Raw genomic sequence first — 23,365 nt, 5'->3', positions numbered from 1 at the left:
GGGGTCACATGCCGAATTCGTCGTTGACCTGCTGGGCGACGGCCTTCTCCTTCGGCGAGTACGCCGGGTAGAAGTCCTTGCCGCACTCGAGGTCGTCCAGGGCGGCCTTGATCTCCTTGTCCAGGTACGGCCTGGCCTCCGCGACGCTCAGCTGCGGCGGGTAGATCATCCTGGCCTCGCCGTCCTTGACCGGGGGCGCCACGTCCGGCACGTCGTCCCGCTGCTTCCTGCCCAGGCTGTCCGACTGGTCGAGGAACACCTTGAAGCCACGCCCGGACATGGCGGACGGTGTGGTCGTGCTGATCGGGTAGCCCTTGTCCTTCAGGCAGGCGGCCATGCCCGCGGCCAGTTCGACCAGCTTGGGGTCGCTGTCGAGCGTGGCGGTCCTGGCGCGCTCCAGCGCCTTGTTGATCGCGTCGTAGAAGTCCATGTCCGACTTCACGTCCTTGCCGAGGACCTGCTTGGCCGCCACCTTCACGCACGCGTCGGACGCCTTCCGATAGGCACCGGCCTGTGCTTCGGAGAGCTTGCCCTGGATCGCGAAGTTGGGGTCCTTCTCCGCCTCCTTGCCGTCGTCCGCCCGACGTTTCGTCTCCTCGGGGTAGGCGAACTCCGCGAACACCCCGAACCCATATTTGGCGCTATATTTCCGCATCGCCTGGTAGTCGCCGGAAGTGCGCTTGAGCTCCTCGTCGCTCTCCGGCCTCTCGGGCGGCACGTAGGCGACGTACTTGAAGCCCTTCTGCTTCATGCAGTCCGCCTTCACCGCTTCGAGCCGGTGCTTCTTGTTCTTGGCCGCCGCGTTCGGCGTCGGCTGGGAGCTCTCGGCCGCGCCCCCGCAGCCGCCGAGAACGACCAGCGCACCAAGACACAGCAGGGCCGAGGCCATGGTTGATCTTTCAGGCATGGCGGCGACCATACTCTGTTAAACGAAGTGTGGTCAATCCAGACAATGACGACGCGGCCGGTACGGCACGATGACCGCCCCCAGCGTCAGCAGCACCAGAACGCCCCAGTAGGCCACGTGCTGCCTGGTCAGAAATTCGGCATGCGAGCCCAGCTCGCCCGACGCGACCAGCAGGTAGATGCCCGAGGCGAGCGCCCATCGCAGATCTCGGGCCAGGTAGGCCGCCATCACGGCCAACGCGAACACGGCCACCTCGACGGCCACTCTGCTCAGGCTGAGCGCGTACGGCGTGCCGGTTGGCATCCACGCCGGCCCCGCCCACGCGAGCGCCGGCACGACCGGCCACCACCACCAGGACCTGGCCCGCGGCGGCCCGCCCCGCCAGACGAGCGCCAGCAGGCCGAGCAGCACGACCGCGTACCCGAGGGCCACCGTGAACGGGCCGCCGCGCTCGAACAGGAAGTCCCCGGTCAGGAACGTCGGCGCGACCGGAACCAGGGTCAGGTCGAACAGCGCCCAACCGCCGGCGACTGCCACCGCCTTGACCCCGGTGAGGGCGGTCAGCGCGAACGCCGCCCTCGGCCGGCCGCGCAGGACGGCCAGCATCGCGAGCGCCGACAGCAGCGTCCACCACGGCAGCACACCCGCGTATGGCAGCAGAGCGGCCAGGTTCGCCGCGGACACGGCCGTGACGGCGAGGTGCACCCCGTCCGCCCAGGCGCTGCCCGTCGCCAGATGGGCGATGCGCGAACGGATGCCGCCGATGATCAGCCCCAGCGCCTCCCTGACCGCCGGAACCGACCGCGTGGGCCCCGCCGACGCCAGCAGCACGTCGATGATCTCGTCGCCGTGCGCGGCACGGTACGTCCTCGGGTAGGCGATGAGCAGCATGCGATAGTGCCGCTCCAGGGCCGTCATGTGCTGGTCGGCCTCAGAATGAGGGAGGCGACCTCGTACATACGCCTGGCCTCGGCCTCGACCAGCGCCTGCCCCGTGTCGGTGATCCGGAAATAGCGCCGGTTGCGGCCGTTGACCGTCTCCTCGCGGTCCACGGCGATCACGCCTCGCTCGTTGAGCCGCTCCAGGATCCCGTAGAGGGTGCCGACCGAAGGCCGGACCCGGCCCCCGGACAGCTCCTGGATCGACTTGCTGATCGCGTGACCGTGCAGCGGACCGCCGCGCAACGCGGCGAGCACGAAGTACATCGGCTCGCTGACTTCCGACGTTCCCCTGGGCATAGGGCTATTATTCCGTTCAACGTAGCCTTGGCAATGCCCGCACACGACAGGGTTCCAGCGTGTCTCTTCCGGACGGCCCGGTCGCGGTTGGGTGGTGCCCGCCCCCGGTCGCGATCCGGGGGCCATTCTGAGACGCCTTGCTAGGCGTCGATGTGGTTGCGGTCGACCTCGGCCGCGCTGCCGACGATGAACTCGCGGCGCGGGGCGACGTCGCTGCCCATGAGCAGGTCGAAGATCCGCTCACCCGCCTCGACGTCCTCGATCCGCACCCGGCGCAGCACCCGGTGGCGCGGATCCATGGTGGTCTCGGCGAGCTGGTCGGCGTCCATCTCACCGAGGCCCTTGTAACGCTGGACCGGATCCTTCCACCGCTTGCCCCGCCGCTCCAGGTCGCGCAGGGTCTTGTGCAGCTCGGCGTCGGAGTAGGTGTAGATGTACTTGTCCCGCCCCCGGCCCGGGTTGGTGACCTCGATCCGGTGCAGCGGCGGCACGGCGGCGAACACCCGCCCGGCCTCGACCATGGGCTTCATGTACCGGTGGAACAGCGTCAGGAGCAGGCAGCGGATGTGCGCGCCGTCGACGTCGGCGTCCGCCATCAGGATGACCTTGCCGTACCGCGCGGCGTCGATGTCGAACGAGCGGCCCGACCCCGCGCCGACCACCTGGATGATCGCCGCACACTCGGCGTTCTTCAACATGTCGGAGACGGACGCCTTCTGCACGTTGAGGATCTTTCCTCGAATCGGCAGCAGCGCCTGGAACTCCGAGTCGCGGGCCAGCTTGGCCGTGCCGAGCGCGGAGTCTCCCTCGACGATGAACAGCTCACTGCGGTCGACGTCGTCGCTGCGGCAGTCGACCAGCTTCGCCGGGAGCGCCGAGTTCTCCAGCGCGGACTTGCGGCGCTGGTTGTCCCGGTGCTCGCGGGCGGCGATGCGCGCCTTGGCGGCCGCGACGATCTTCTCCAGCACGGCGCGGAGCTGCTGCTTCTGCGCCCGCTTGGGCGTGGCGAGCAGCTCCTTCAGGTCGCGCGAGACGACGTGGGACACGATCCGGGTGGCGGCGGAGGTGCCGAGGATCTCCTTCGTCTGCCCCTCGAACTGCGGCTCGGGCACCCGTACGGTGACCACGGCCGTCAGGCCCTCGAGGATGTCCTCCTTGCTGACCGGGTCGTCGCCGTTCTTGAGCAGCCGCGTCTCGCGGAGCTGCTCGTTGATCGTGCGGACCAGGGCCCGCTCGAACCCGGCGACGTGGGTGCCGCCCTTGGGCGTGGCGATCACGTTGACGAAGGAGCGGACCGTCGTCTCGTAGCCCTTGCCCCAGCGGAGCGCGACGTCCACGGACAGCTCGCGCTCGACGTCGGTGGGGGTCATGTGGCCGAGCTCGTCGAGCACGGGGACGGTTTCCCGGAAGTGCCCCACGCCCTGCAGCCGCAGCACGTCGCACACGGCCTCGTCCCGGGACAGGAAGTCGACGAACTCGCCGATGCCGCCGTCGAAGTGGTACGTCTCCTCGACCGGCTCCTCGCCCCGGCCGTCCCGGAGCACCAGGGTGAGCCCGGGGACCAGGAAGGCCGTCTGGCGGAGCCGTACGTGGATCTCGTCGATGGACAGCTCGGCGTCGGGCAGGAAGATCTGCTTGTCGGACCACCAGCGGACGCGGGTGCCGGTGACGCTCTCGCCCTCCTGCGAGCGCCGGCGGGTCTTGCGCAGCCCCGAACGGGGTTCGAAGGCGGCGTCGGGACCGGCTCCGGAGAACACGCCGGGGTTGCCGCGCTTGAAGCTGATCATGTGGGTGCGGCCGCCGCGGTCGACCTCCACGTCGAGCCGCGAGGAGAGCGCGTTGACGACCGACGCGCCCACGCCGTGCAGACCGCCGGACGCGCCGTAGCTGCCGCCGCCGAACTTACCGCCCGCGTGGAGCTTGGTGTAGACGAGCTCGACCCCGGCGAGACCGCTCTTGGGCTCGATGTCGACGGGGATGCCGCGACCGTTGTCGCGGACCTCGATCGAACCGTCGGCGTGCAGCTCCACCTCGATGCGGCTGCAGAACCCGGCCAGCGCCTCGTCGACGCCGTTGTCCACGATCTCCCAGAGACAGTGCATCAGGCCGCGGGTGTCGGTGGACCCGATATACATCCCCGGACGCTTACGGACGGCCTCGAGACCTTCCAGCACCGAGAGATGACGAGCCGTATAACCCGTCTCCGCGCTAACCGCCGTCACACCAACTCCCATTTAGCAATCGAACAGGCGTACGCAGCCTACCGTCCATCTGGTTTTTACGGGTACTAAGCTTGCCAGGCTCGGGACGATCCCCTGAACTTCCGATGTGATCCGGACCACTTTCCAGATCATTCCGCTCTCGGCGTAGTGGCGGGGCGATTGGGAACGTCCGCATCCGGTTAGATGTTGTCCCAAGTGACTGACGCCAACGTCCCCACAGCAGGTGGGGTGACCCGAAAGGCGATACGTGACTGGAGCTCTCGCCCCCGCCAAGCCGCTGACCGCCCTGGACCGCTGCGACCGTTGCGGCGCCCAGGCCTACATCCGCGCGACCCTGCCCGTGGGAGGGGAGTTGCTCTTCTGCGCTCACCACGGACGTCAGCACGCCAGCGTGCTGCGTGACAAGGGTGCCGAGATCCAGGACGAGTCGGCCCGACTGAGTGAATCCCCCGCGTCCGCCACGAGCGAGCGCTGACCCGATAGACGGCGATGCCGGGAGCGGTCCTCGCGGACCGCTCCCCGCGCGTCACCGCCGTTTCTTCCCCGCTTCCCCGTCCCCGATCTTCCCCATCAGCGGACGCGGTAGTGGTAACGGGCGGCCACCGTGAAGCCTGCCCGCTCATACAGTGCGCGAGCCCCTTGGTTCGCCTCCGTGACAACCAGATAGGCCCGGCTCGCGCCCGCCTCCGCACCCCAGCCGAGCAGGCCGCGCAGCACCGACGCGCCCAGCCCGCGCCGCCTGGCCTCGGGCACCACGGCCATGCAGTAGACCCCGAGCCACTCCCCCTGAAGCACGCCCCGGCCCACCGCCGCCGCGCCCAGCGACGCGTACACCGCGGGCACGCCGGTCAGGATCCGCGCCGCCCACGCCTTGGCGGAGATGTCCTGGCCCTCCGGATGCCGGCCCCCGTCCACCCGCCACCAGGTGTCCAGCCACTCGGGAGACGGCTCGGACGCGAACGCCGGGCCCGCCGCCCCTTCCACCGATACCGACGGCCGGGCCATCACCAGGGTGGGATCGACCAGCCGGTAGCCACGGGAATCCAGCTCCGCGTCAAGGCCGGGTGTGGCTCCGGCGCCGATGGAGAACACGCACGGCCGGCCGAGATCCGCGTAGAACGCCTCCGCCTCGTCGATCGCCTTCCCCAGATCGGTACGATCGCCCAGCGCCAGGACCGAGTTGGCCCGCTTGGTCACCCCACCCGCGTGCCGGTAGACCCAGTCGACGGCGGCCACCCGATGCGGGGCCGGCCACGCCTGGTCCACGAGAAGGTCGAATTCGGACATGGGCGCGACCTTATCCCAGGCCCCGACCCGCCCCGTCCGCACCGGGCCGGCCCCCTCCCCCACCGTGACGCAGCGCTCCCATCGGCCCCCAGCAGCCGCCGGGCCGATCCGCCCGCCACCCAGGCGTCCCCGGTGGCCGCTCGTTATCCACAGGCACCCGTGGGACTGGCCGGCGCCGTCGCTAGGCTGAGGACGTGCTGATCCTGCTGCCGCCCTCCGAAGGAAAGGCGTCCCGGGGTGACGGACCCGTGCTCGACCTCGACACCCTCGGCTTCCCCGAGCTGACCTCCCCCCGGGAGAAGGTGCTCGACGCCCTCGTCACGCTCTGTCACACCCCCGACGCCCGGGCCGTGCTCGGACTGTCCGAGAGGCAGCTCGACGAGATCGGCAGGAACCGCGACCTGCACGACGCCCCCACCCTCACCGCCGCCGAGCTGTACACCGGTGTTCTCTACGACAACCTCGGCCTCGCCACGCTGGCCCCGGACGCGCGGAGGCGGGCGGACCTGCGCGTCGTCGTCTTCTCCGGACTGTGGGGCGCGCTCCGGCTGACCGACCGCGTCCCGCCGTACCGGCTCTCGATGGCCCGCGCGCTCCCGCCGATGGGCGGCCTGGCCGCGTTCTGGCGCCCCTTCCTCACCGCGGCCCTCGGCCCGCTGCCCGGCCTGATCGTGGACATGCGCTCCGCGCCGTACGCGCAGGCCTGGCCGGCCGGCGAGCGCGCGGTGGCCGTACGGGTGCTGAAAGAGAGCGCCGGCAGACGCACGGTGGTGAGCCACATGGCCAAGGCCACCAGGGGCGTGGTGGCCCGCTCGCTGGTCGAGGACCCCGGCGAGCCGGGCGATCCGAGAGAGCTGGCCGAGGTCCTCACCGGGCTCGGCCACCGCGCGGAACTGCACCCGGCTCCCCGTCCGGGCAAGCCATGGACCCTGGATATCGTGATCGATTCGTGATCATATTCAGCCGTCCGCGTGCCCGGCGTGTCGAGCCGGAGACCTCGTGCCATCGGGAGTGCGACGGAAACGCGGAACGGCCCCGCCCTCCGATGAGGAGAGCGGGGCCGCTCACGTGGCCGCGCTGGAACGCGACCGGGGTCCAGTTCCGCCGGTGCCCGCGCTGCGGGAGGCGTCCTAGTCCAGGTAGTCGCGGAGCACCTGAGACCGCGACGGGTGACGCAGCTTGGACATGGTCTTCGACTCGATCTGGCGGATCCGCTCGCGGGTCACGCCGTAGACCTTGCCGATCTCGTCCAGGGTCTTCGGCTGGCCGTCCGTGAGACCGAAGCGCATCGACACGACACCCGCCTCCCGCTCGGACAGCGTGTCCAGAACGGAGTGGAGCTGCTCCTGGAGCAGCGTGAAGCTGACGGCGTCGGCCGGCACGATGGCCTCGGAGTCCTCGATGAGGTCACCGAACTCGCTGTCACCCTCCTCACCCAGGGGGGTGTGCAGGGAGATCGGCTCGCGCCCGTACTTCTGCACCTCGATGACCTTCTCAGGGGTCATGTCGAGCTCGCGGGCCAGCTCCTCGGGCGTGGGCTCGCGGCCGAGGTCCTGCAGCATCTGCCGCTGGACCCGAGCCAGCTTGTTGATCACTTCGACCATGTGGACCGGGATGCGGATGGTCCGCGCCTGGTCCGCCATGGCGCGCGTGATCGCCTGCCGGATCCACCAGGTGGCGTACGTGGAGAACTTGTAGCCCTTGGTGTAGTCGAACTTCTCGACCGCGCGGATGAGGCCGAGGTTGCCCTCCTGGATCAGGTCCAGGAAGAGCATGCCGCGCCCGGTGTAGCGCTTGGCCAGCGAGACCACGAGGCGGAGGTTGGCCTCCAGCAGGTGGTTCTTCGCCCGGCGGCCGTCCTCGGCGATCCACTCCAGCTCGGCGCGGACGTCGACCGGAAGCTGCTCACCGTCGCTGGCGAGCTGCTCCTCGGCGAACAGGCCCGCCTCGATGCGCTTGGCGAGCTCCACCTCCTGCTCGGCGTTGAGCAGGGGGACCTTGCCGATCTGCTTGAGATAGTCCTTGACCGGGTCGGCGGTGGCGCCGGCGGCCGCGACCTGGGCCACCGGAGCGTCGTCGTCATCGTCGGTGAGGATGAGGACCTCGTCCTCGGACTGGACGGGGGCCGCCGCCTTCTCCTCGCCGTCACCCTCGGTTTCGGCTTCGGTGTCCGTGTCGGAGTCGGCTTCGATCTCGACGTCGTCCACGTCGATCTCGAAGTCCTCGATCTCGACGTCGCCCTCGAGCTCGATGTCCTCATCGTCGTCGGCTGCGTCGGACGACTTGGGCTTCGGCTCCGCTTTGACGGGCTTGGAGTCGGGCCCGGCGGCGGGAGCCGCGGGCTTGGGCTTGGTCGCGGGCGCCGCGGTCTTCTTGGCCGGAGCGGCCTTCTTCGCGGCGGGCCGCTTCGGCGCGGGCGCGGGATCAGCCGAGCCGGCCACCACAGCGGTGACGGTCTCCGGCTGCGCCTCCTTGGCTGCGGCGGACTTGGTGGTCTTCTTGACCGGGGAGGAGGTGCGGCGCTTTGCTTGGCCACGAGACCGCTTGGGCGCCGCGGCGGCATCGGCCGCGGTGACCACGACGGTCACACCCTCCTTGCTGAGGCTGCGCAGGAATCCAGCGGCGTGCGACAGCGGGATGTCCGCTTCCTCGAAGGCCCTGCGGACATCCTCGGACTCGAGGAAACCCTGCGAGCGCCCACGCTCGAGGAGCTGCTGAATCACTGGCTCGTTCAGCTCCGACGGCTTCGAGCGAGTCGAACTTGCAGGCGACACGAACACCTCTCGAACGAACGCATGGCGAGAATGGACCCAGATGGTTGCTTCTTTTCCGATGGTGAGGCCGCGCGGACCGCGACATGCCATTGTGACACGCCACGGCGGTCCATACGGCCACCTCCGGCCGGTTGCCTTCCCACCCTAGGCCGACCGAGACAGTAGTGCGTACGGATGAGGGGGACCGATACCCGAAAGCAACCGTTATGACTGTTTCATTCAGTCACTCTTCGTGGCTGGAGGTACGTGGACCGCGAGCACGGTCACGTCATCATCCTGCTCATACCCGGACAGCATCCGATCTACCAGGAAATCCAGCAACATGTGGGGACTTGCCACAACTTCGGGCGGTGCCTCGGCCACGACGTTCGACAGATCCCGCAGTCCGGCGTCCAGCCCGCGCTTCCGGTTCTCGACCAAACCGTCGGAGTACAGCACCGCGGTGTAACCCGGCGGGACACAGAACCTGAACTGCTTGCGGCTGGTCGCCCAGCCCAGCGGCGTGCCGGGCTCGGTCTCGTGCAGCACCCCCACGCCCTGCGGCGACACCAGCAGCGGTGGCGGGTGACCGGCCAACGCCAGCGTGCCCTCACCGGTGCCCGGCTCGACCACCATGTAGGCGAGCGTCGTGACCTGCTCTTCTTCTTCGGTAGCCTCGAAGACCCGGTCCAGGCCGGTGAGCACCGCGGCCGGCGGCGGGTTGGTCAGCGCCAGCGCCCGCATGGCGTTGCGGATCCGGCCCATGCCCGCGGCGGCCTTGACGCCCTTGCCCATGACGTCGCCGAGCACGGCCGCGACCCGGCCGTCCTGCAGGACGAACGCGTCGTACCAGTCGCCGCCGACCTGCACGTGCCGGGAACCGGATCGGAAGCGCTGGGCCAGGACCAGCCCGCCCACCACGGGCAGGTTGTCGGGAAGGAGACTCCGCTGCAGCGTCTCGGCGGTCTTGTGCTCGCGCTCGAAGAGCGTCGCCCGCTCCACGGCGAGCGCGCACTGCCCGGCCAGGGCCTCCAGGAAGACGCCGTCCTCCTGCGAGATCTTCTGCGGGCGGTTGAACGAGAACCGCAGCGCGCCGAGCGCCCGGCCGGCCGCGAGCAGCGGCAGGCCGACCCAGGCCCGCTCGCCGGTGCCGTCGAGGAACTCGGTGACCCGCTCGTCGTCGGCGCCCGCCTCGACGAGCTGGTTACGCAGGCTCTGCTGCGACTCGGCGAACACCGGACGCCGGCTGTTCACCGCCATGGTCATCATGCTGGTGGTGGACAACGCGATCTCGTCGCCCGAGATCCCGGGCGCGTCGGGGACGCCCCCGCTGTTGATCACCTTCAGGCTGGCGCGGTCCTGGTCCAGCAGTGCCACGCCCGAATGGTCGGCGGCGAGGGCCGTACGGCCGACGTCGATGATGACCTGGACCACCTGCTCGACGGTGAGCGCCTCGGCCAGCTGGGCCGTGGCGCCCTGGAGCCGGGCGGTGCGCAACGCGGCGGCGCCGAGCTGGTCGGTGAGCCTGCCGCGCATCTCCTCGGCCTCGCGCTGCGGCGTGACGTCGGAGTTCGCGCCCACCCACTCGATCACGCGGCCGTGCCGGATGATCGGGACGGCGCGCACCTCGAAGTGCCGGTAGCCGCTGGCCCGGGTGCGCACCCGGAAGCTCCACTCGAACATGGTCCGGCCGCGCAGCGCCTCCCGCCACGCCTCCTCGGCGCCGGTGCGGTCGTCGGGATGGACGGCGTCCAGCCAGCCGTGGGCCAGATACTCCTCCAGGCCCTGGCCGGTGACCGCACGCCACTGCGGGGCGTCCTCGACCGCGACACCACTGGGAGAGGTGATCCACACGAGCTGCTGCTGGGACTCGACCAGCGAGCGGTAACGCTCCTCGCTGCGCCGCAGTTCCTCCTCGGTCTGCTGGCGCTCGGTCAGGTCGACGCCGAAGAGCGCGGTGCCGAGGAGCAGGTCGTCCTCGCGCATGGGGAAGAACGACACCGCCCAGTGCCGGGTGTCGCCGTTCTCGGCGCGGGTCCGGATGCGCTGGTCGGTGACGGGGAGGCCCTCGCCCCCGATCCTGCGCAGAGCCGAATCGATCATGGTCGCGAGATCGGCCGACAGCAGCTCGGCGGGCGTCATCTCAAGATGCCGCTCGACAGGGTGGCCGGTCAGCTCTGTAAAGGTCGAGTTGACACGGACAAATCGCCCGGACGCGTCAAAGAATGCGAAAGCGAAGGGGGCCTCGGACATGAGGCCACGGAAGAGGCCGGAGTCTGAGATGTCCAAACCCGACTCCCGGGGACGGGGCACGGAGGTTTCGGCGCTCACGGTCGGCACCTCCGTCGCGTGCCAGGGTCTCCCACGAGGCACATCTCCATAACTGTGATTTACGGTCGTGTCCTGATCTCTGCCTACCGTGTGACGCCGGTTCCGCGCCAAACGGCCTGGTCATGCCCGCGGCCGTGCACAACCCCGTGATGCTCCCCTCCTCCGCTCCAGGACGCACCCGTCGGGCCGCAAGTCGCTACCGCAAGATCCATAAGACACTCCCTGTAGCGCAGGATCTGCCCTACATCATCGGCGATGGGCATACGCGGACGGAAGCCCCGCCCGGCATGCGGTCAACGCATCCTGTCAAAAGGCGCCATCTCGCGCAGCAGGATCGGGCTTACTTCTTGGCGGACCTCTTCGCTTCCTGCTTGGCCGCCCGCACCATACCGAGGCTCGCGGAGTCGACCACGTCGGCGACGGACAGGTGCACACCCTCGGCGCCGTACGACCCGGCGGCCTCGCGCCAGCCTGGCGGGCGAACCCCGAGCTGCTTACCGAGCAGCGCGAGGAAGATCTGTGCCTTCTGCTTGCCGAACCCGGGCAGCGCCAGCAGGCGGCGTAGCAACTCGGCACCGTCGTCGACATCCTCCCACACCCGGTCGGCCGAGCCATCGTAATGCTCGACCAGATAGGCGGCCAGAGCCTGGATCCGGCCCGCCATGGAGCCCGGATACCGATGGACGGCCGGCCTGGCTGCCAGCAGTGCCGCGAACTCCGAAGGATCATAGGAGGCGATCTCCCGCGCGTCCAGATCATGCCCAAGCCGATCGGCGATGGTGCGCGGACCGGCGAACGCCCACTCCATGGGGATCTGCTGATCAAGCAGCATGCCGACGAGCAGCGCCAGGGAGCTCCGACTCAGCAGTTCGTCGGCGTCCTGGCGCTGGGCGAGCTGGATACGCATGGGGACAGCTTTGCACGGAGCTTCGTGAGGGGTTGACACGTCTGCGGAAAGTTATGGAATGAAAGCGGCCGGTCCCTGTCATTTCCGGCGCGGAGACCGCCGGGTGGTCACTCAGCAAGGAATGTGACGATGCCAGCACTCGCCACACGGGTCGACGGCCGCGCGCCGACGCCCCTGCTCGAACCGGTCAGCGCCCGGCTGGCCGCGGAGTTCTGCACCGTACCCGCGGAAAGGGTGAGCCGCTGTGTCGCGGACGTGTGGGCCTGCACCGAGCATCTCGGGCTGCCCGCCACACCGGCGACGGTCGAGTGGATCGCGCGCGAGCACCTGCTCGCCCTGGTGAACTCGGCGCCGCCTTCCCGGGCGGAATAGGGCCGCCCGTATAACAGGGAAGTCACCGGGCCGTGTTCCGGATGCCGATCGGGCCGGGAATGCGAGAAGGTGGGTTCCGTGAGCGAGCTCCCCGACAGTCACCGCAGGCCGGGCTCGCGCGCGCCCGCACGCGGCGGGGCGGCCCGATGAGGGGGCGCAGGCGGCGCGATCCCCGGGAGACGCAGACCCCGGACGACGTCTTCGCCGAGATGCTTCTCGCGGCGCGCGAACTGCTCGCCGTACGGAGCCCGCTGGACGCGGAGCTCATGGTGTCGGACATGCTGGGCGCCTGGTGGGGCCGGCGGCTGCGCGGCGGCGACGTCGAGCAGGTCCTCGGCGAGGGCCTGGTCGACTACGCCGCCAAGGCCGGCACGCCCGCCGCCCTCACCCTGCTGATCTCCGTCGCCTACCTCGGCACCGCCCGCCAGGCCGCCAAGGCCGAGGGCGCCGCCCTCGCCCTGATGGAGTCCGACGTCGCCCGCCCCCGGTGGGCCGACCGGGTGGGCACGGTGAAGCCGGCCGGGTGCTACGTGTCCAGGGACATCTACGGCGACCAGGACACGGTGGTGTGCACCTTCGCCTACAACGGCGAGGACACGCACGCCCTGGTCGTGGTCGTCGACTACAACATGCGCGGCATGGCCCGCGACGCCTGGGTCTCCTCGCAGGTGGACAAGCTGCTGGAACAGGCCAGGCTGGAGGCGGCGGTCAACCCCATGCTCCGGTTCGAGGAGATCGAGCCGCAGCAGGCGCGGGCACTGATGGAGTTCGCCATGAAGGCGACACGGGACTCGCTCAGCCGCGACCGCCGGAACGCTCCGCGGCTCGTCAGCGACGGCTACAGCGCCTACCACGCGTTCGCCCGCTCGCGGATCAAGGCGCTTCCGCCCGGTCGCAAGCGTCCCGCGCCGCCGCACAGCGAGGCGCCGTACAGCAGGGACCGGCGGGCGATGCTCGCGGCCGAGTTCCTCGCCTCCGACGCGGCGGAGAACCTCTCCGACCCGTCGGCGGCGTCCCGGTGCGCCGACCACATCATCGACTACGGGTGCGACCAGGACCTCGGACGGCCGCTGCGGGTGAGCCCGGTCAAGTGCGAGACGTTCCTGCTGGACTGGCTGCCGCGGAAGGTGATGCTGCGGCCGGCCGAGCAGGAGGCCATGCCGCACGCGCTGGCCGCGTGGGTCCGGTTCGCCGCGCCGCGCACCGGCCTGCCGGAGCAGGGCATCCGGGCGACGCTGGACGCGGTGTGGGAGGCGACCGCCCGGTTCACCGAGGCGTACCGGGACCCGGCCACCTTCGGGCTGGACCCGGCGCTGGTCGAGCGGCTGCTGCCGGACGGCGACCTGTCGGCGCTGGCCCGCCGCGCCTTCGCCTTCCCGCTGCTGCAGGGTGTCCACGGCTCGATCATCCTGGACACGCTGAATCCGGCGGACGAGGGCGACCGCCGGATCCTGCTGGAGATCGATCACGCCGACGAGCGCGACCGGCCCGACTTCGACGAACACCTCGCCTGGCATGAGGAGATCGCGGCCCGGCTCTGGGAGGGCGACCCCCCGCAAATGTGGGAGGCTGCCCAGCGACTGCTGGATCTCGGCCACGAGCGGCACGAGGTGCTGCACCTGCTCATCGAGATCGCCGAGCGGATGGGCGACCACCCCGATGAGCTGGCCGCCGCCCTCGCCGACATCGCCGACATCCCCGACGAGACCTCCCCCTGACCTCACCCGACCACGAGTCCCATCAATCATTGCGATGCCCAACCATCACGCTCGGGGCGCGGCGGTGTCTGGACTGAGGAGCGAGTGGGGAGCGAGGAACGAGCGACCCCGAGCGACGAGGGAAGACATCGACTCAAGGCGCCCCGAGCCCGCCGAGCGAAGCGAGGCCAATAAGCGCAGAGGGGCGCGGCGGTGTCTGGACTGAGGAACGAGCGACCCCGAGCGACGAGGGAAGACATCGACTGAGGGCGCCCCGAGCCCGCGCGAGCGAAGCGAGCGCAAATAGACACAGGGCGCGGCAGGTCAGCCCGTGAAGCCGATGTTGGCATACCTCAGGTCGTAGAAGCCGGTGGCGCCGATGTTGGCCAGGGTGGACCTGGCGATCACGGTCTGGGGGCGCTGGAACAGCGGCAGGACCGTGGCCTGCTCCCAGATGAGCCGGTCGGCGGCGTTGAGCTTGGCGGCGGCCTTCGCCTGGTCGAGCTGGGATCCGGCCGCGAACAGCGCGGAGTCGATCTTGGGGCTGCCGGCGCGGCCGAGGTTCGCGTCCCACTGCTTGGCGGCCTGCTGCTTCTCCTCGCGCTTGCCGCCGGAGGACGGGTTGGTCGCGTTGAGGTACACGCCGTAGTTGGCCGACACGGGGAACGGCGAGGCCGCGTAGGCGAAGGAGGTCAGGTCGAACTGCCCGGGGACGAGGTATTTGTCGAAGTAGTCGTCGCCCGGCACGGCGACGACGGCGACCTTCACCCCGATTTTCTCCAGGGACGCGCTTATGACGTCGGCCTCCGTGCGGGCCACCGGCGCGTCGGAGGGGATGAGGAAGCGCAGCGCGAGTTCCTGGCCGTTCTTCTTACGGGTGCCGGCGGTCAGCGTCCAGCCCGCCTGGTCGAGCAGCCGCCCGGCGCGGGCCGGGTCGTATGTGCCGAGCCAGCCCGCCTCGTCCTGGTAGGCACCCTGTCCGTGGACGTAGAAGTGGCTGTTCAGCGGCACCGTCGGCCAGTTCATCCCCTTCAGATCGGCCGAGATGACGGCCTTGCGGTCGATCCCGACGGCGATGGCCTGGCGGACCCGCATGTCGGACAGCGCCGGGCTTTCGGCGTTGAGCGTGACCTGCCGGAAGTCGGTGCTGCCCGCCTGCCGCACCGAGACGGTCGGTTCGCTCTTGCCCCAGTCGTACGCGGTGGGTGACAGGCCGGCGTCGAAGATGTCCAGGTCGCGGCCGCTGTAGGCGTTGACGAGGGCGTTGCCCTGCAGGGCGCGGAACACGATGCGGTCGAGCTTGGCGCGATCGCCCCACCAGGAGGTGTCGCGCGCCAGGGTGATGGTCCTGCCCGCGGGGTCGAGCCCTTCGACCTTGAACGGCCCGGCGGTCACGGGGATGCGGTTGACCCAGCCGGAGTTGAACGCGGTCACGGATTCGTTGGCCGAGCGCGGGTAGAGCGGGGAGAACAGTGCCCGCCATTCGCCGAACGGCTCGGCGAAGGTGACCACGACCTCGTGGTCGTTCGCACCCTTCGTGACGCTCTTGACCGAGTCGTATCCCGACCCGGTGTAGACGCCGTACGCCTTGTCGTGGCCGTTCATGGCCTTCCACTGGGCGGCGTAGTCCTGCCAGGTGATCGGCTTGCCGTCGGACCATTTGGCCTTGGGGTTGAGCGTGTACCTGACGACCTCGTGCGGGGTCTTCTCGGTGACCTTCGCCTGGAGGACGTAGTCGCGGTCGAGCGAGAGGCGCCCCTTCTCGTCGGAGCGGAACGTGATGGGCATGAGGGCGCCGATGACGGCCCACGCCTCGCCGCTGTCGCCGTCCGTCTGGTTGATGTTCCACTGGGCCGGGAAGTCGGACAGGCCCCACTTGAGGGTGCCGCCGTCCTTCACCTTGTCCCGGGCGACCGGGTTGATGTCGTACGCCTTGAGGGAGCCGGTGGTGTGGCTCCCCTGGTCGTCGCCGGAGGACCCGCCCGAGCAGGCTGTCGCGGTCCCCACAACAAGCAGCGTGATCAACGCGGCCAGCTTTCGTGCCTGCACGGCGCTCCTCCCCGATGCGGTCGCAGTTTGCATGCTTTATGTAACAGACCGTAATCAGTGAGGCGAGCCTCCGCGCCGTGGGCGGGAACAACCGGGAACCCGCCGTGACGTTCAGGCCGTCGCGGCGCGGGTCAGGAGAGCTCGTCGACGGCGCTGCGCACGTCGTCGCTGATGATCGTGGTCAGCTCGGCGGTGTTGGCCGAGCCCTGCGCGGCCAGCCGCACGTCGCGCCGCATGGCGGCCCTCTCGTAGAGGGAACGGGCGAACCGGCCGTTGCCGAGCCCGTCGATCAGCCCCTCGCGGCAGACCCAGTCGAAGACGTCGGCGAGGTCGCGGCGGGCGGAGGCGTCGAACCTGTCCCCCGCGCGAGCCGCCTGCAGCTCGGCGATCTCGGCCAGCTCGCCCGGCGCGTACGAGGGGAACGCGACGAACTGGTTGAACCGCGAGGCGAGGCCGGGGTTGGTGGCCAGGAAGGCGTCCATCTCCCTCTGGTATCCGGCGAGGACGACGACCAGGCGGTCGCGGTCGTCCTCGGCCCGCTTGAGCAGCGTCTGCACCGCCTCGGCGCCGAAGGCGTCCCCGCCCGCGTACCCGTTGTTGACCAGGCCGTACGCCTCGTCGATGAACAGCACGCCGCCGAGCGCCCGGTCGATCAGCTCGTTGGTCTTGATCGCGGTGGCGCCGAGGTGCTGGCCCACGAGGTCGGCGCGGGACGCCTCGACGACGTCGGGCCGGGCGAGCAGCCCGAGAGCGGAGAAGATCCGGCCCAGGACGCGGGCGACGGTGGTCTTGCCGGTGCCGGGCGGCCCGACGAAGACGAAGTGCCGCATCTGGGACTGGACCGGCAGGCCCTGCTCCTGGCGCATGCGCGCCACCTTGAGCTGGGCGGCGATCGCGTGGACCTGCCGCTTGACGGGTTCGAGGCCCGCCATGGAGTCCAGGTCGGCCAGCGCCTCCTCCAGGGTGGGCGTGGCCTGGTATCCGCGGAACCTGGCGGTGATCTCGTTGAACGCCCTGGTGACGTCGTCGGCGGTGGTCGTGACCAGGTCCTCGCCGCGGGGCGCTCCCCCGGCGCTCACCACGCGCACGTCTCTGGCCTGCGCGGCGGCCTCGGCGAGGGTGCGGGCGAAGCGGGCGTTGCCCAGCTCGTCGACCAGCCCGCGCCGGTGGACGTCCTCGAACAGGCCGCGCAGGACGGGGCGGGCGTCGGAGGGCAGCCGGTCGCCCCGCCTGGCCTGCAGCGCCTCGGTGATCGACAGCAGCTCATCCGGGGTGTAGCCGGGGAAGCGCACCCGGGTGGCGAACCGGCTGGAGAGGCCCGGGTTGGAGGAGAGGAAGGCACCCATCTCCTTCTCGTAGCCGGCCAGCACGATGATCAGCCGGTCGCGGTCGTCCTCGGCCCGCTTGAGCAGCGTCTGCACCGCCTCGGCGCCGAACCGGTCGGGCTGGCCGTCGCCGGAGTTGATCAGCCCGTACGCCTCGTCGATGAACAGCACGCCGCCGAGCGCCCGGTCGATCAGCTCGTTGGTCTTGATCGCGGTGGCGCCGAGGTACTCGCCGACCAGGTCGGCCCGCTGGGCTTCGACCACGAAGGGCGTCTCCAGCAGGCCGAACGCGTAGAAGATCTTCGCGAGGGTGCGCGCGACGCTCGTCTTGCCCGTGCCGGGCGGCCCGACGAAGACGAAGTGCCGCATCGGGGGCTCGTTGGTGAACCCCGCCTCCTTGCGCAGCCGGGCCGCCTCGATGGACGCGGCGATGGCCCGCACCTGCTCTTTGACCGGCTCAAGGCCGATCATCGACTCCAGCTCGCCCAGCGCCTGCTCGACCGTGATCGGCGGCGGCGGACCCGTCTCGCCGGTGGGGTGCTGGTGCCCGCCCACCCGCAGCCGCTGCCTGACCGGGGCGTCGCCGCCCTGAGGCGGGACGGCGATGGCCGCGCGCACCCGCCGCGCCAGCGTGAAGCGGTAGACGAGCACCACGCAGGCCGCGCCGTACGCGGCCCAGAGGGCGACGCTGATGGAGACCGGGGCGATCGCGAAGGCCACGACGGCCGCCGGGGCCAGGGCGGCCAGCGTGGTCAGCCACGGAGGCACCCACCGGATGAGATGCGCCGCGCCCGCGACCGGGGCCGCCAGGAACAGCAGCAGGTACGGCTCAACCGCCTGGGCACCGCCGAAGGCGCCGAGGAACAGCGGGAGCAGCGTCCCCCAGGCGGCGAGGACGAGCGCGGTCGCCGCCGCGCGCGGATAGCTGAGCGCGAGCGCGACGAAGGCCAGCACCACGACCGTGGTGAAGAACGTGGTGAGCAGCGGCCACCCCAGGGCCGCGGCGACGCCGATCGAGGCGATCAGGGTCCCGGTGAAGAGCACGCGCCGCACGAAGGGAGGAAGGTGGAAATAGCGCAGCCGCGCTTGTTCGAACAGATCCCGCGCCCCGGCGCTGCCCGCCGGCTGGGCCCTGTCGGAGTCCCGCATCAACGCCTCCCCGGTTCGCCCCCCGGTTATACCGCACGCGAACGCGCGATGGGTGGATCTAACGTGCTCGGGCCTGGTGGCGGCCGGGGTACTCCCGCACGACGACCCGTTTGGGCGTGATGCGCAGAACATCGCCGGAGGGGACGGCGACCCCGCGCACCTCGGCCCAGAACCGCGGGTCGCCCACGAAGAGGACGACCCGTGGATCGCGCTCCACCGCCTCCCACGCCTCGTCCCCCGCGATCAGCCTCAGCTCGCCCGACGCGCTCACCGAGGTCACCGCGCTGACCGCGAGTGCCCGCGGGCAGCCCCGCTGGGTGTAGGCGAGCACGACGCTCCTCGAATAGGTGGCGGCGTGCCGTACGGCGTCGCTGACGCCCGGCGGGGGCGAGGCGTCACCGGGGAGCCGCCTCCCGCGTGACTCGCACGGGATCAGCGCGGAGCGCCAGGGGCCGGGAGCGCCGCTCCACCAGGCGCGGGCGGCCCGGACGGCGAAGGCGCCGGCCGCGCCCGCGAGCGCGGCGCAGGCGGCCGACCCCGCCGTTCCGAGCGCCGGTACGGCGGGCACCCCGGCGAGGGCGCGGCCCGGCGCCGCTCCCGCGAGGGCGAGGAGGAGGGCGGCGACCGCGAGCAGGGCCAGCGTCAGCGCGAGCGGCCGGTCGCGGCGCGACGTCGCGCGCAGGAGGGAGGTCACCCCGCCACGGCGGACGGCGAGGGCGACGGTGCCCGGCACCGCGACGGCGGCGACCGCGAGGCGCGGCTGGGCGGCGACCACGCACAGCGACAGCAGCAGCGCGAGCGCCCACCAGGCCCGCCCGGCGAGGATCCAGAGGGCCACGTCGGCGTTCCGCCGGGCCGCGGGCACCGGGCCGGCGGCGGCGAAGTGCGCGAGCGCCCTGACCGGACGGCCCCGCCACGCCTCGGCGAACAGCCGAAGCGCCCCGGCGGCGACGCCGTTGAGCAGCACGATGCCGCACGCGCCGGCCCACACGCCGTCCCGTATGCCGTCCGTGCCGGTGGGGAGGGTGGCGAGCCCGGCGACGTACGCGCCGACGACCGCGAGGGCCATCGCGGCGTTCATGGTGAACCAGAGGTCGCGCCGGAGCATCGCGGGGACGCGCGACCAGACGGGCACGCGCCCGGCCTGCCTGACCGTCACGGCCACGACGCCGCCGAGCACGAGCGCGCCGCCGATCTGCGCCTCCCGGTGCAGGCCGAGGCCGAGCGCGGCGGCCGTGACGACGACCGTCGCGACGGCGAGCAGGACGCGGACCTGCCGGGACCAGACGTCGAGGGCGCGCCGGGCCCGCGTGGTCTCGCGGGGGTCGGCGGCCCAGGCGGGGTCGTGGTGGGTGCGCGGGCGCTCCCAGCGCAGCAGGGCGAGCCCCAGGTTGACCCGCGCGACCGGGTGGTCGCGCGAGAGCCGCAACGCCGCCTGGTAGGACGCGACGGCGCGCTCGTGGTCGCCCCGGAGCAGGGCCAGGTCGCCCACGAGGACGTGCGGATCGGGTTCCTCGGGCGCGAAGGCCACCGCCTTGCGCGCCTCCGCCCACGCCTCGCGCCAGCCGTCCGGCGTCCGGCGCAGCGCGCCGCCCAGCCTGAGCCGCGCCGCCCAGGAGCCGGGCGCGAGCCGTACGGCCTCCCTGGCCGCGGCGACGGCCTCGGCGTCGCGGCCGAGGCGTTCGAGGGCGAGGCCGGCCAGCCGGTGCCCCCACTCGCCGCCGGGGTCGCGTTCGATCGCCTGCCGCGCGGCCTCCAGCGCCGCCTCCGGGCGGTCGCGCTCCAACCGCTCCGCCGCGAGGAGGCACCATGATCGGGGGTCCGTCCCCGGGGAGCGGCGCGGGACGTGATCTCGGGCGAGGTTCCCGGCACGGTCGCGGTCCTGGTAGCGGGCGTGGTCCGGGTCCTCGATGTCGCTCCCCACTCCCGCATGATCGGTTGCCGAGCAGGGGTTGCCTAGATGCCGGATATATACCTATATCTCGCTAGAAAGCGCAATGCCTGAAGCTGCTGAGGGATCTACCGGGAATGGCCTAAGCTGCGACGCATGTTCCACCAGGCCGGCGGATTCCGCCCATGATCGTCGTGGGGGTCGGGGCGCGGTCCCGCGCCGTTTCCGCCGCCGCGCGTCACGCGAGCCGGTGGGCCGTTCTCGCGTTACTCTGCTTCAGCCTGCTGCTCATCGCGGTGGACGCGACCGTGCTCCACATCGCGGTGCCCGCGCTGACCGCGGCGCTCGAACCGTCCGCCGTCGAGCTGCTGTGGATCATCGACATCTACTCGCTCGTGGTCGCGCCGCTGCTCGTCACCTTCGGCACGCTCGGCGACCGGTACGGCAGACGCCGCCTGGTGCTGGCCGGCTACGTCGTCTTCGGGCTGGCCTCGCTCTCCGCCGCGTTCGCCGAGACGCCGCTGGCGCTGATCATGTCGCGCGCCTTCCTCGGCGTCGGAGGCGCGATGATCATGCCGGCGACGCTGTCGATCATCCGCGAGGTCTTCACCGACCGCAAGGAACGCGCGATCGCCCTCGGCGTCTGGAGCGCGGTCGCCGCCGCGGGCGCCGCCGTCGGCCCACTAGTGGGCGGCGTCCTCGTCGAGCACTTCTGGTGGGGCGCGGTCTTCCTCATCAACGTGCCGCTGCTGATCGTGGCGCTCCCCCTCGCCGTACGGCTGCTGCCTCCGTCGCGAAACAGGTCCGGCCACCCGTGGGACGTGCTGAGCGCCGTCCTGTCCACGCTCGGCATCCTCGCCGTCGCGTTCGGGCTCAAGGAGGCCGGGTACGGGCACATGATCGGCCGCGGCCCCGCGCTGGCCGTCGCCCTGCTCGGGATCGCCCTGCTCACCTGGTTCGTACGGCGGCAGCGGCGGCTGGAGTACCCGCTGCTCGACATCGCGCTCTTCGCCCGGCGCGGCTTCGCCACCGGCGTCGCCTGCGTGCTGCTGGCGATCTTCGCACTGGTGGGGCTGGAACTGCTGCTCGCGCAGTATCTCCAGCTCGTCCTCGGGCTCTCCCCGCTGTCGGCGGGCGTCCGGATGCTGCCGCTGATGGTCGCGGCCGTCGCGGGCGGGCTGGCGGCGGCGCACGTGCTCCAGCGGATCGGGCTGCGAGCCACGATGAGCGGCGGCCTCGCGCTCACCACGATCTCGCTGGCGCCCGTGCTCACCTGGGGGGTCGAGCAGAGTCCGGGGATGCTCGCCGTCTGCTTCATCGGGATCGGGTTCGGCGTCGAGGTCGCGCTGCTCGCCGCCTCCGACACGATCATGGCGGCCGTCCCCGAGTCGCGGGCGGGCGGCGCGGCGTCGATCGAGGAGACGGCCTACGAGCTGGGCGCCGGTCTCGGCATCGCCGTCCTCGGCACGATCACCACGATGGTCTACGCCCCGGCGCTCGGCGTGGTCCCCGGCGTACCCGGCGACCTGATGGGCGAGGCCAGGGAGTCGCTGGCGGCCGCGGCGCACGTCGCCGTCCAGGTCGGCGGCGCCCCGGGCGCGGCCCTGCTCGGCGCGGCCCGCCTCGCGTTCATCACCGCCCTGCACCGCACGGTCGTGGTCAGCGTGATCCTGCTCGGGCTCACCGCCCTGGCCGCGGCCGTGTTCATCTCCAGGGAGGCCGCGGCCGGTCACTGCGCCGACGAGCCGGAGGAAGCGGCGACGCCGGAGAGGTCGGAGAGCTCACCCCGGCCGTCATCGTGACGGGCGGCGCCACGGGTCTGAGGTCGATCCTTATGGGCAGATGTCTGGGCAATCGTTGCCCGTCTCCCCAGAATGGGGAAGCGTGAAGCGAACTCTCCACGACGTGGCCTCGCTGGCGGCCCGGTTGGGCGTCGGCGGCATCTTCTTCGCGAACGGCTGGGAGAAGCTGGAAGCGGGCCTCAACGCGACCGGCGCGCAGTTCGCCGAGCTGGGCGCTCCCCTGCCGTCGGTATGGGCCGCGGCGACCATGCTCATCGAACTGGGCGGCGGCGCGCTGCTGGTGGCGGGCCTCGCCGTGCCGTTCGTCGGCCTGCTGCTGTTCGCCGAGGCGGTCGCCGTCTTCGTCATCACCACCGGGCACAGCGGCATGCCGCTGACCGGCGGAGACGTCAAGATCATCGTCGCGCTGGGCGCGGCGTCCGTGCTGCTCTCGGTCGGCGGGGCCGGGCGCGTCTCACTCGATCACATGGTCGTCATCAAGCGCCGTGAGGCCGAGGCGGCGGACGAGTTCGCCGCGGACAAGGAGGCGGACGCCGTCATCGCCGCGCTGCGCGACCCTGCGGAGGGGCCCAGGGCGATCCCTCCGGCGACCGCGCCCGGCGAGACCGTCGCGCCCCCGGGGGACGCCGCGCCGCGAGGAGCGGGCCCGGCCACCGCGGCGACCGCGGCGGCGGACACCGTGGCGGACACGGTGCCCGACGCGGCGCCGGAGACCGCGCGGAAGGCCGGACCGGGCGCCCCGGCCAAGGCGCGGGCACGCCGCACGAAGCGCGCACGGGACGAGGCCGCCGAGAGCCGGAGCGAGCCGGGATCCAGTCCCGAGTCGAGCTCTGGTCCTGAGCCGGGCTCCGGTCCCGAACCCGGCGACAGCCTGGTCGCCGGGCGGCGCCCCGGAGCATCCTGACCCCTGACGGGCCGACCGCCCGCTGCCGGTGATCGCGCCCGCCGCGGGCGATCAGATCGCCGCGCCGACCTTGTCCACGATCTGGGTGGCGCCCAGTTCGCGCGCGCAGTGGGCGCAGCAGCAGATGCGGCCGTTGACATCGACGCCGTGGCCCACGACGCGGCAGCCGCAGTGCTCACACACCGGGGCCATCCTGGTGATCGCGCATTCGAAGCTGTCGAAGGTGTGCACCGCCCCCTGCGCGTGCACCTCGAAGCTCAGGTCGTAGTCGTTTCCGCAGACTTCACAAGCCGCCATGTTTCCCCCCGAATCTGGTGCTTGCATTCGTCTACCCTCACGACCGCGTCGATCACCACACATATTGGTCAATCTCCCCCAAGGTCCCTGAAAACCCCTGACGGAAGGACATAAGCCACCATTTTCGGATCTTCCGTATAGATCCTTTACAGACGCCCGTCCGGGTCGAAATACTCGTCGGTGCTCAAGATCGGCCACCCCTCGGGGCGGCCTCCCCTTCGAGGATTGGAACCG

At 71.1% G+C, this 23,365-nt stretch carries 18 protein-coding genes; 6 read left to right on the top strand and 12 right to left on the bottom strand.

Annotation, left to right across the window (positions count from 1 at the left end; all coding sequences use genetic code 11):
* Positions 1–4 precede the first annotated feature (4 nt).
* From AWQ71_RS10780 to AWQ71_RS10765, 4 genes are all read right to left on the bottom strand, one after another.
* A complete protein-coding gene (locus AWQ71_RS10780) occupies positions 5–907 on the bottom strand; it encodes a hypothetical protein (protein WP_157570281.1) in 903 nt (300 codons plus the stop codon).
* A gap of 33 nt (positions 908–940) precedes the next feature.
* Complete coding sequence (locus AWQ71_RS10775) at positions 941–1,825, bottom strand: hypothetical protein (protein ID WP_067130764.1); 885 nt, start codon at positions 1,823–1,825, stop codon at positions 941–943.
* Positions 1,822–2,145, bottom strand: coding sequence for a PadR family transcriptional regulator (locus tag AWQ71_RS10770; protein ID WP_067130761.1), 324 nt, complete (start codon positions 2,143–2,145; stop codon positions 1,822–1,824). The genes AWQ71_RS10775 and AWQ71_RS10770 overlap by 4 nt, the downstream gene beginning before the upstream one ends.
* 140 nt (positions 2,146–2,285) lie before the next feature.
* The gene (locus tag AWQ71_RS10765) at positions 2,286–4,379 is read right to left on the bottom strand and encodes a DNA gyrase/topoisomerase IV subunit B (RefSeq protein ID WP_067130758.1); all 2,094 of its coding nucleotides are present in this window, start codon (positions 4,377–4,379) and stop codon (positions 2,286–2,288) included.
* A gap of 235 nt (positions 4,380–4,614) precedes the next feature.
* Here AWQ71_RS10765 and AWQ71_RS10760 point away from each other — a divergent pair, with 235 nt between their 5' ends.
* Complete coding sequence (locus tag AWQ71_RS10760; protein WP_066943177.1) at positions 4,615–4,842, top strand: DUF7455 domain-containing protein; 228 nt, start codon at positions 4,615–4,617, stop codon at positions 4,840–4,842.
* Positions 4,843–4,937: 95 nt separating this feature from the next.
* Here the strand turns inward: AWQ71_RS10760 and AWQ71_RS10755 are convergent, their stop codons facing one another.
* Positions 4,938–5,654: a GNAT family N-acetyltransferase gene (locus AWQ71_RS10755; protein ID WP_067130755.1), complete on the bottom strand. Its 717-nt coding sequence runs from the start codon at positions 5,652–5,654 to the stop codon at positions 4,938–4,940.
* A gap of 194 nt (positions 5,655–5,848) precedes the next feature.
* On the opposite strand from AWQ71_RS10755, the gene AWQ71_RS10750 reads away from it, so the two are divergent.
* Positions 5,849–6,607 carry a YaaA family protein gene (locus AWQ71_RS10750; protein WP_067130752.1) on the top strand — a complete coding sequence of 253 codons (759 nt, stop codon included), beginning with the start codon at positions 5,849–5,851 and terminating at the stop codon, positions 6,605–6,607.
* A 177-nt stretch (positions 6,608–6,784) separates the two neighbouring features.
* Here the strand turns inward: AWQ71_RS10750 and AWQ71_RS10745 are convergent, their stop codons facing one another.
* The 3 genes from AWQ71_RS10745 to AWQ71_RS10735 form a co-directional block, all read right to left on the bottom strand.
* Complete coding sequence (locus AWQ71_RS10745; RefSeq protein WP_067131529.1) at positions 6,785–8,428, bottom strand: RNA polymerase sigma factor; 1,644 nt, start codon at positions 8,426–8,428, stop codon at positions 6,785–6,787.
* A 219-nt stretch (positions 8,429–8,647) separates the two neighbouring features.
* Positions 8,648–10,738: a SpoIIE family protein phosphatase gene (locus AWQ71_RS10740; RefSeq protein ID WP_067131526.1), complete on the bottom strand. Its 2,091-nt coding sequence runs from the start codon at positions 10,736–10,738 to the stop codon at positions 8,648–8,650.
* A 340-nt stretch (positions 10,739–11,078) separates the two neighbouring features.
* Complete coding sequence (locus AWQ71_RS10735) at positions 11,079–11,645, bottom strand: HhH-GPD-type base excision DNA repair protein (RefSeq protein ID WP_067130749.1); 567 nt, start codon at positions 11,643–11,645, stop codon at positions 11,079–11,081.
* A 129-nt stretch (positions 11,646–11,774) separates the two neighbouring features.
* On the opposite strand from AWQ71_RS10735, the gene AWQ71_RS10730 reads away from it, so the two are divergent.
* Entirely contained in the window at positions 11,775–12,017 is a 243-nt protein-coding gene (locus tag AWQ71_RS10730; RefSeq protein WP_067130746.1) for a hypothetical protein, read from the top strand.
* A gap of 146 nt (positions 12,018–12,163) precedes the next feature.
* Positions 12,164–13,735: a hypothetical protein gene (locus AWQ71_RS10725; RefSeq protein WP_169806545.1), complete on the top strand. Its 1,572-nt coding sequence runs from the start codon at positions 12,164–12,166 to the stop codon at positions 13,733–13,735.
* Between the two features lie 303 nt (positions 13,736–14,038).
* Here the strand turns inward: AWQ71_RS10725 and AWQ71_RS10720 are convergent, their stop codons facing one another.
* The 3 genes from AWQ71_RS10720 to AWQ71_RS10710 all read right to left on the bottom strand — a co-directional run bounded on the left by AWQ71_RS10720 (position 14,039) and on the right by AWQ71_RS10710 (position 20,161).
* Positions 14,039–15,763 carry an ABC transporter family substrate-binding protein gene (locus AWQ71_RS10720; protein WP_169806544.1) on the bottom strand — a complete coding sequence of 575 codons (1,725 nt, stop codon included), beginning with the start codon at positions 15,761–15,763 and terminating at the stop codon, positions 14,039–14,041.
* A gap of 131 nt (positions 15,764–15,894) precedes the next feature.
* Positions 15,895–18,237 carry an AAA family ATPase gene (locus tag AWQ71_RS10715; RefSeq protein WP_067130737.1) on the bottom strand — a complete coding sequence of 781 codons (2,343 nt, stop codon included), beginning with the start codon at positions 18,235–18,237 and terminating at the stop codon, positions 15,895–15,897.
* 58 nt (positions 18,238–18,295) lie between these two features.
* The gene (locus tag AWQ71_RS10710) at positions 18,296–20,161 is read right to left on the bottom strand and encodes a tetratricopeptide repeat protein (RefSeq protein ID WP_174550698.1); all 1,866 of its coding nucleotides are present in this window, start codon (positions 20,159–20,161) and stop codon (positions 18,296–18,298) included.
* Positions 20,162–20,313: 152 nt separating this feature from the next.
* On the opposite strand from AWQ71_RS10710, the gene AWQ71_RS10705 reads away from it, so the two are divergent.
* Together AWQ71_RS10705 and AWQ71_RS10700 are read left to right on the top strand one after the other, a co-directional pair.
* Entirely contained in the window at positions 20,314–21,930 is a 1,617-nt protein-coding gene (locus AWQ71_RS10705) for an MFS transporter (RefSeq protein ID WP_067130734.1), read from the top strand.
* A gap of 82 nt (positions 21,931–22,012) precedes the next feature.
* A complete protein-coding gene (locus tag AWQ71_RS10700; RefSeq protein ID WP_169806543.1) occupies positions 22,013–22,834 on the top strand; it encodes a DoxX family protein in 822 nt (273 codons plus the stop codon).
* 51 nt (positions 22,835–22,885) lie between these two features.
* Here the strand turns inward: AWQ71_RS10700 and AWQ71_RS10695 are convergent, their stop codons facing one another.
* Positions 22,886–23,131, bottom strand: coding sequence for a metallothionein (locus AWQ71_RS10695; RefSeq protein ID WP_067130728.1), 246 nt, complete (start codon positions 23,129–23,131; stop codon positions 22,886–22,888).
* Between the last annotated feature and the right edge of the window lie 234 nt (positions 23,132–23,365).

It is taken from the genome of Microtetraspora malaysiensis, assembly GCF_001528665.1.
GTDB lineage: Bacteria > Actinomycetota > Actinomycetes > Streptosporangiales > Streptosporangiaceae > Microtetraspora_A > Microtetraspora_A malaysiensis.
The sequence above is the reverse complement of the archived record's forward strand: the minus strand, read 5'-3'. Positions and strand labels throughout refer to the sequence as shown.

What these genes read in the sequence shown, in the direction of transcription:
- AWQ71_RS10780 (WP_157570281.1), bottom strand. Translation starts at nt 907, where the DNA reads ATGCCTGAAAGATCAACCATGGCCTCGGCCCTGCTGTGTCTTGGTGCG.
- AWQ71_RS10775 (WP_067130764.1), bottom strand. Translation starts at nt 1,825, where the DNA reads ATGACGGCCCTGGAGCGGCACTATCGCATGCTGCTCATCGCCTACCCG.
- AWQ71_RS10770 (WP_067130761.1), bottom strand. Translation starts at nt 2,145, where the DNA reads ATGCCCAGGGGAACGTCGGAAGTCAGCGAGCCGATGTACTTCGTGCTC.
- AWQ71_RS10765 (WP_067130758.1), bottom strand. Translation starts at nt 4,379, where the DNA reads ATGGGAGTTGGTGTGACGGCGGTTAGCGCGGAGACGGGTTATACGGCT.
- AWQ71_RS10755 (WP_067130755.1), bottom strand. Translation starts at nt 5,654, where the DNA reads ATGTCCGAATTCGACCTTCTCGTGGACCAGGCGTGGCCGGCCCCGCAT.
- AWQ71_RS10735 (WP_067130749.1), bottom strand. Translation starts at nt 11,645, where the DNA reads ATGCGTATCCAGCTCGCCCAGCGCCAGGACGCCGACGAACTGCTGAGT.
- AWQ71_RS10730 (WP_067130746.1), top strand. Translation starts at nt 11,775, where the DNA reads ATGCCAGCACTCGCCACACGGGTCGACGGCCGCGCGCCGACGCCCCTG.
- AWQ71_RS10725 (WP_169806545.1), top strand. Translation starts at nt 12,164, where the DNA reads ATGAGGGGGCGCAGGCGGCGCGATCCCCGGGAGACGCAGACCCCGGAC.
- AWQ71_RS10715 (WP_067130737.1), bottom strand. Translation starts at nt 18,237, where the DNA reads ATGCGGGACTCCGACAGGGCCCAGCCGGCGGGCAGCGCCGGGGCGCGG.
- AWQ71_RS10705 (WP_067130734.1), top strand. Translation starts at nt 20,314, where the DNA reads ATGATCGTCGTGGGGGTCGGGGCGCGGTCCCGCGCCGTTTCCGCCGCC.
- AWQ71_RS10695 (WP_067130728.1), bottom strand. Translation starts at nt 23,131, where the DNA reads ATGGCGGCTTGTGAAGTCTGCGGAAACGACTACGACCTGAGCTTCGAG.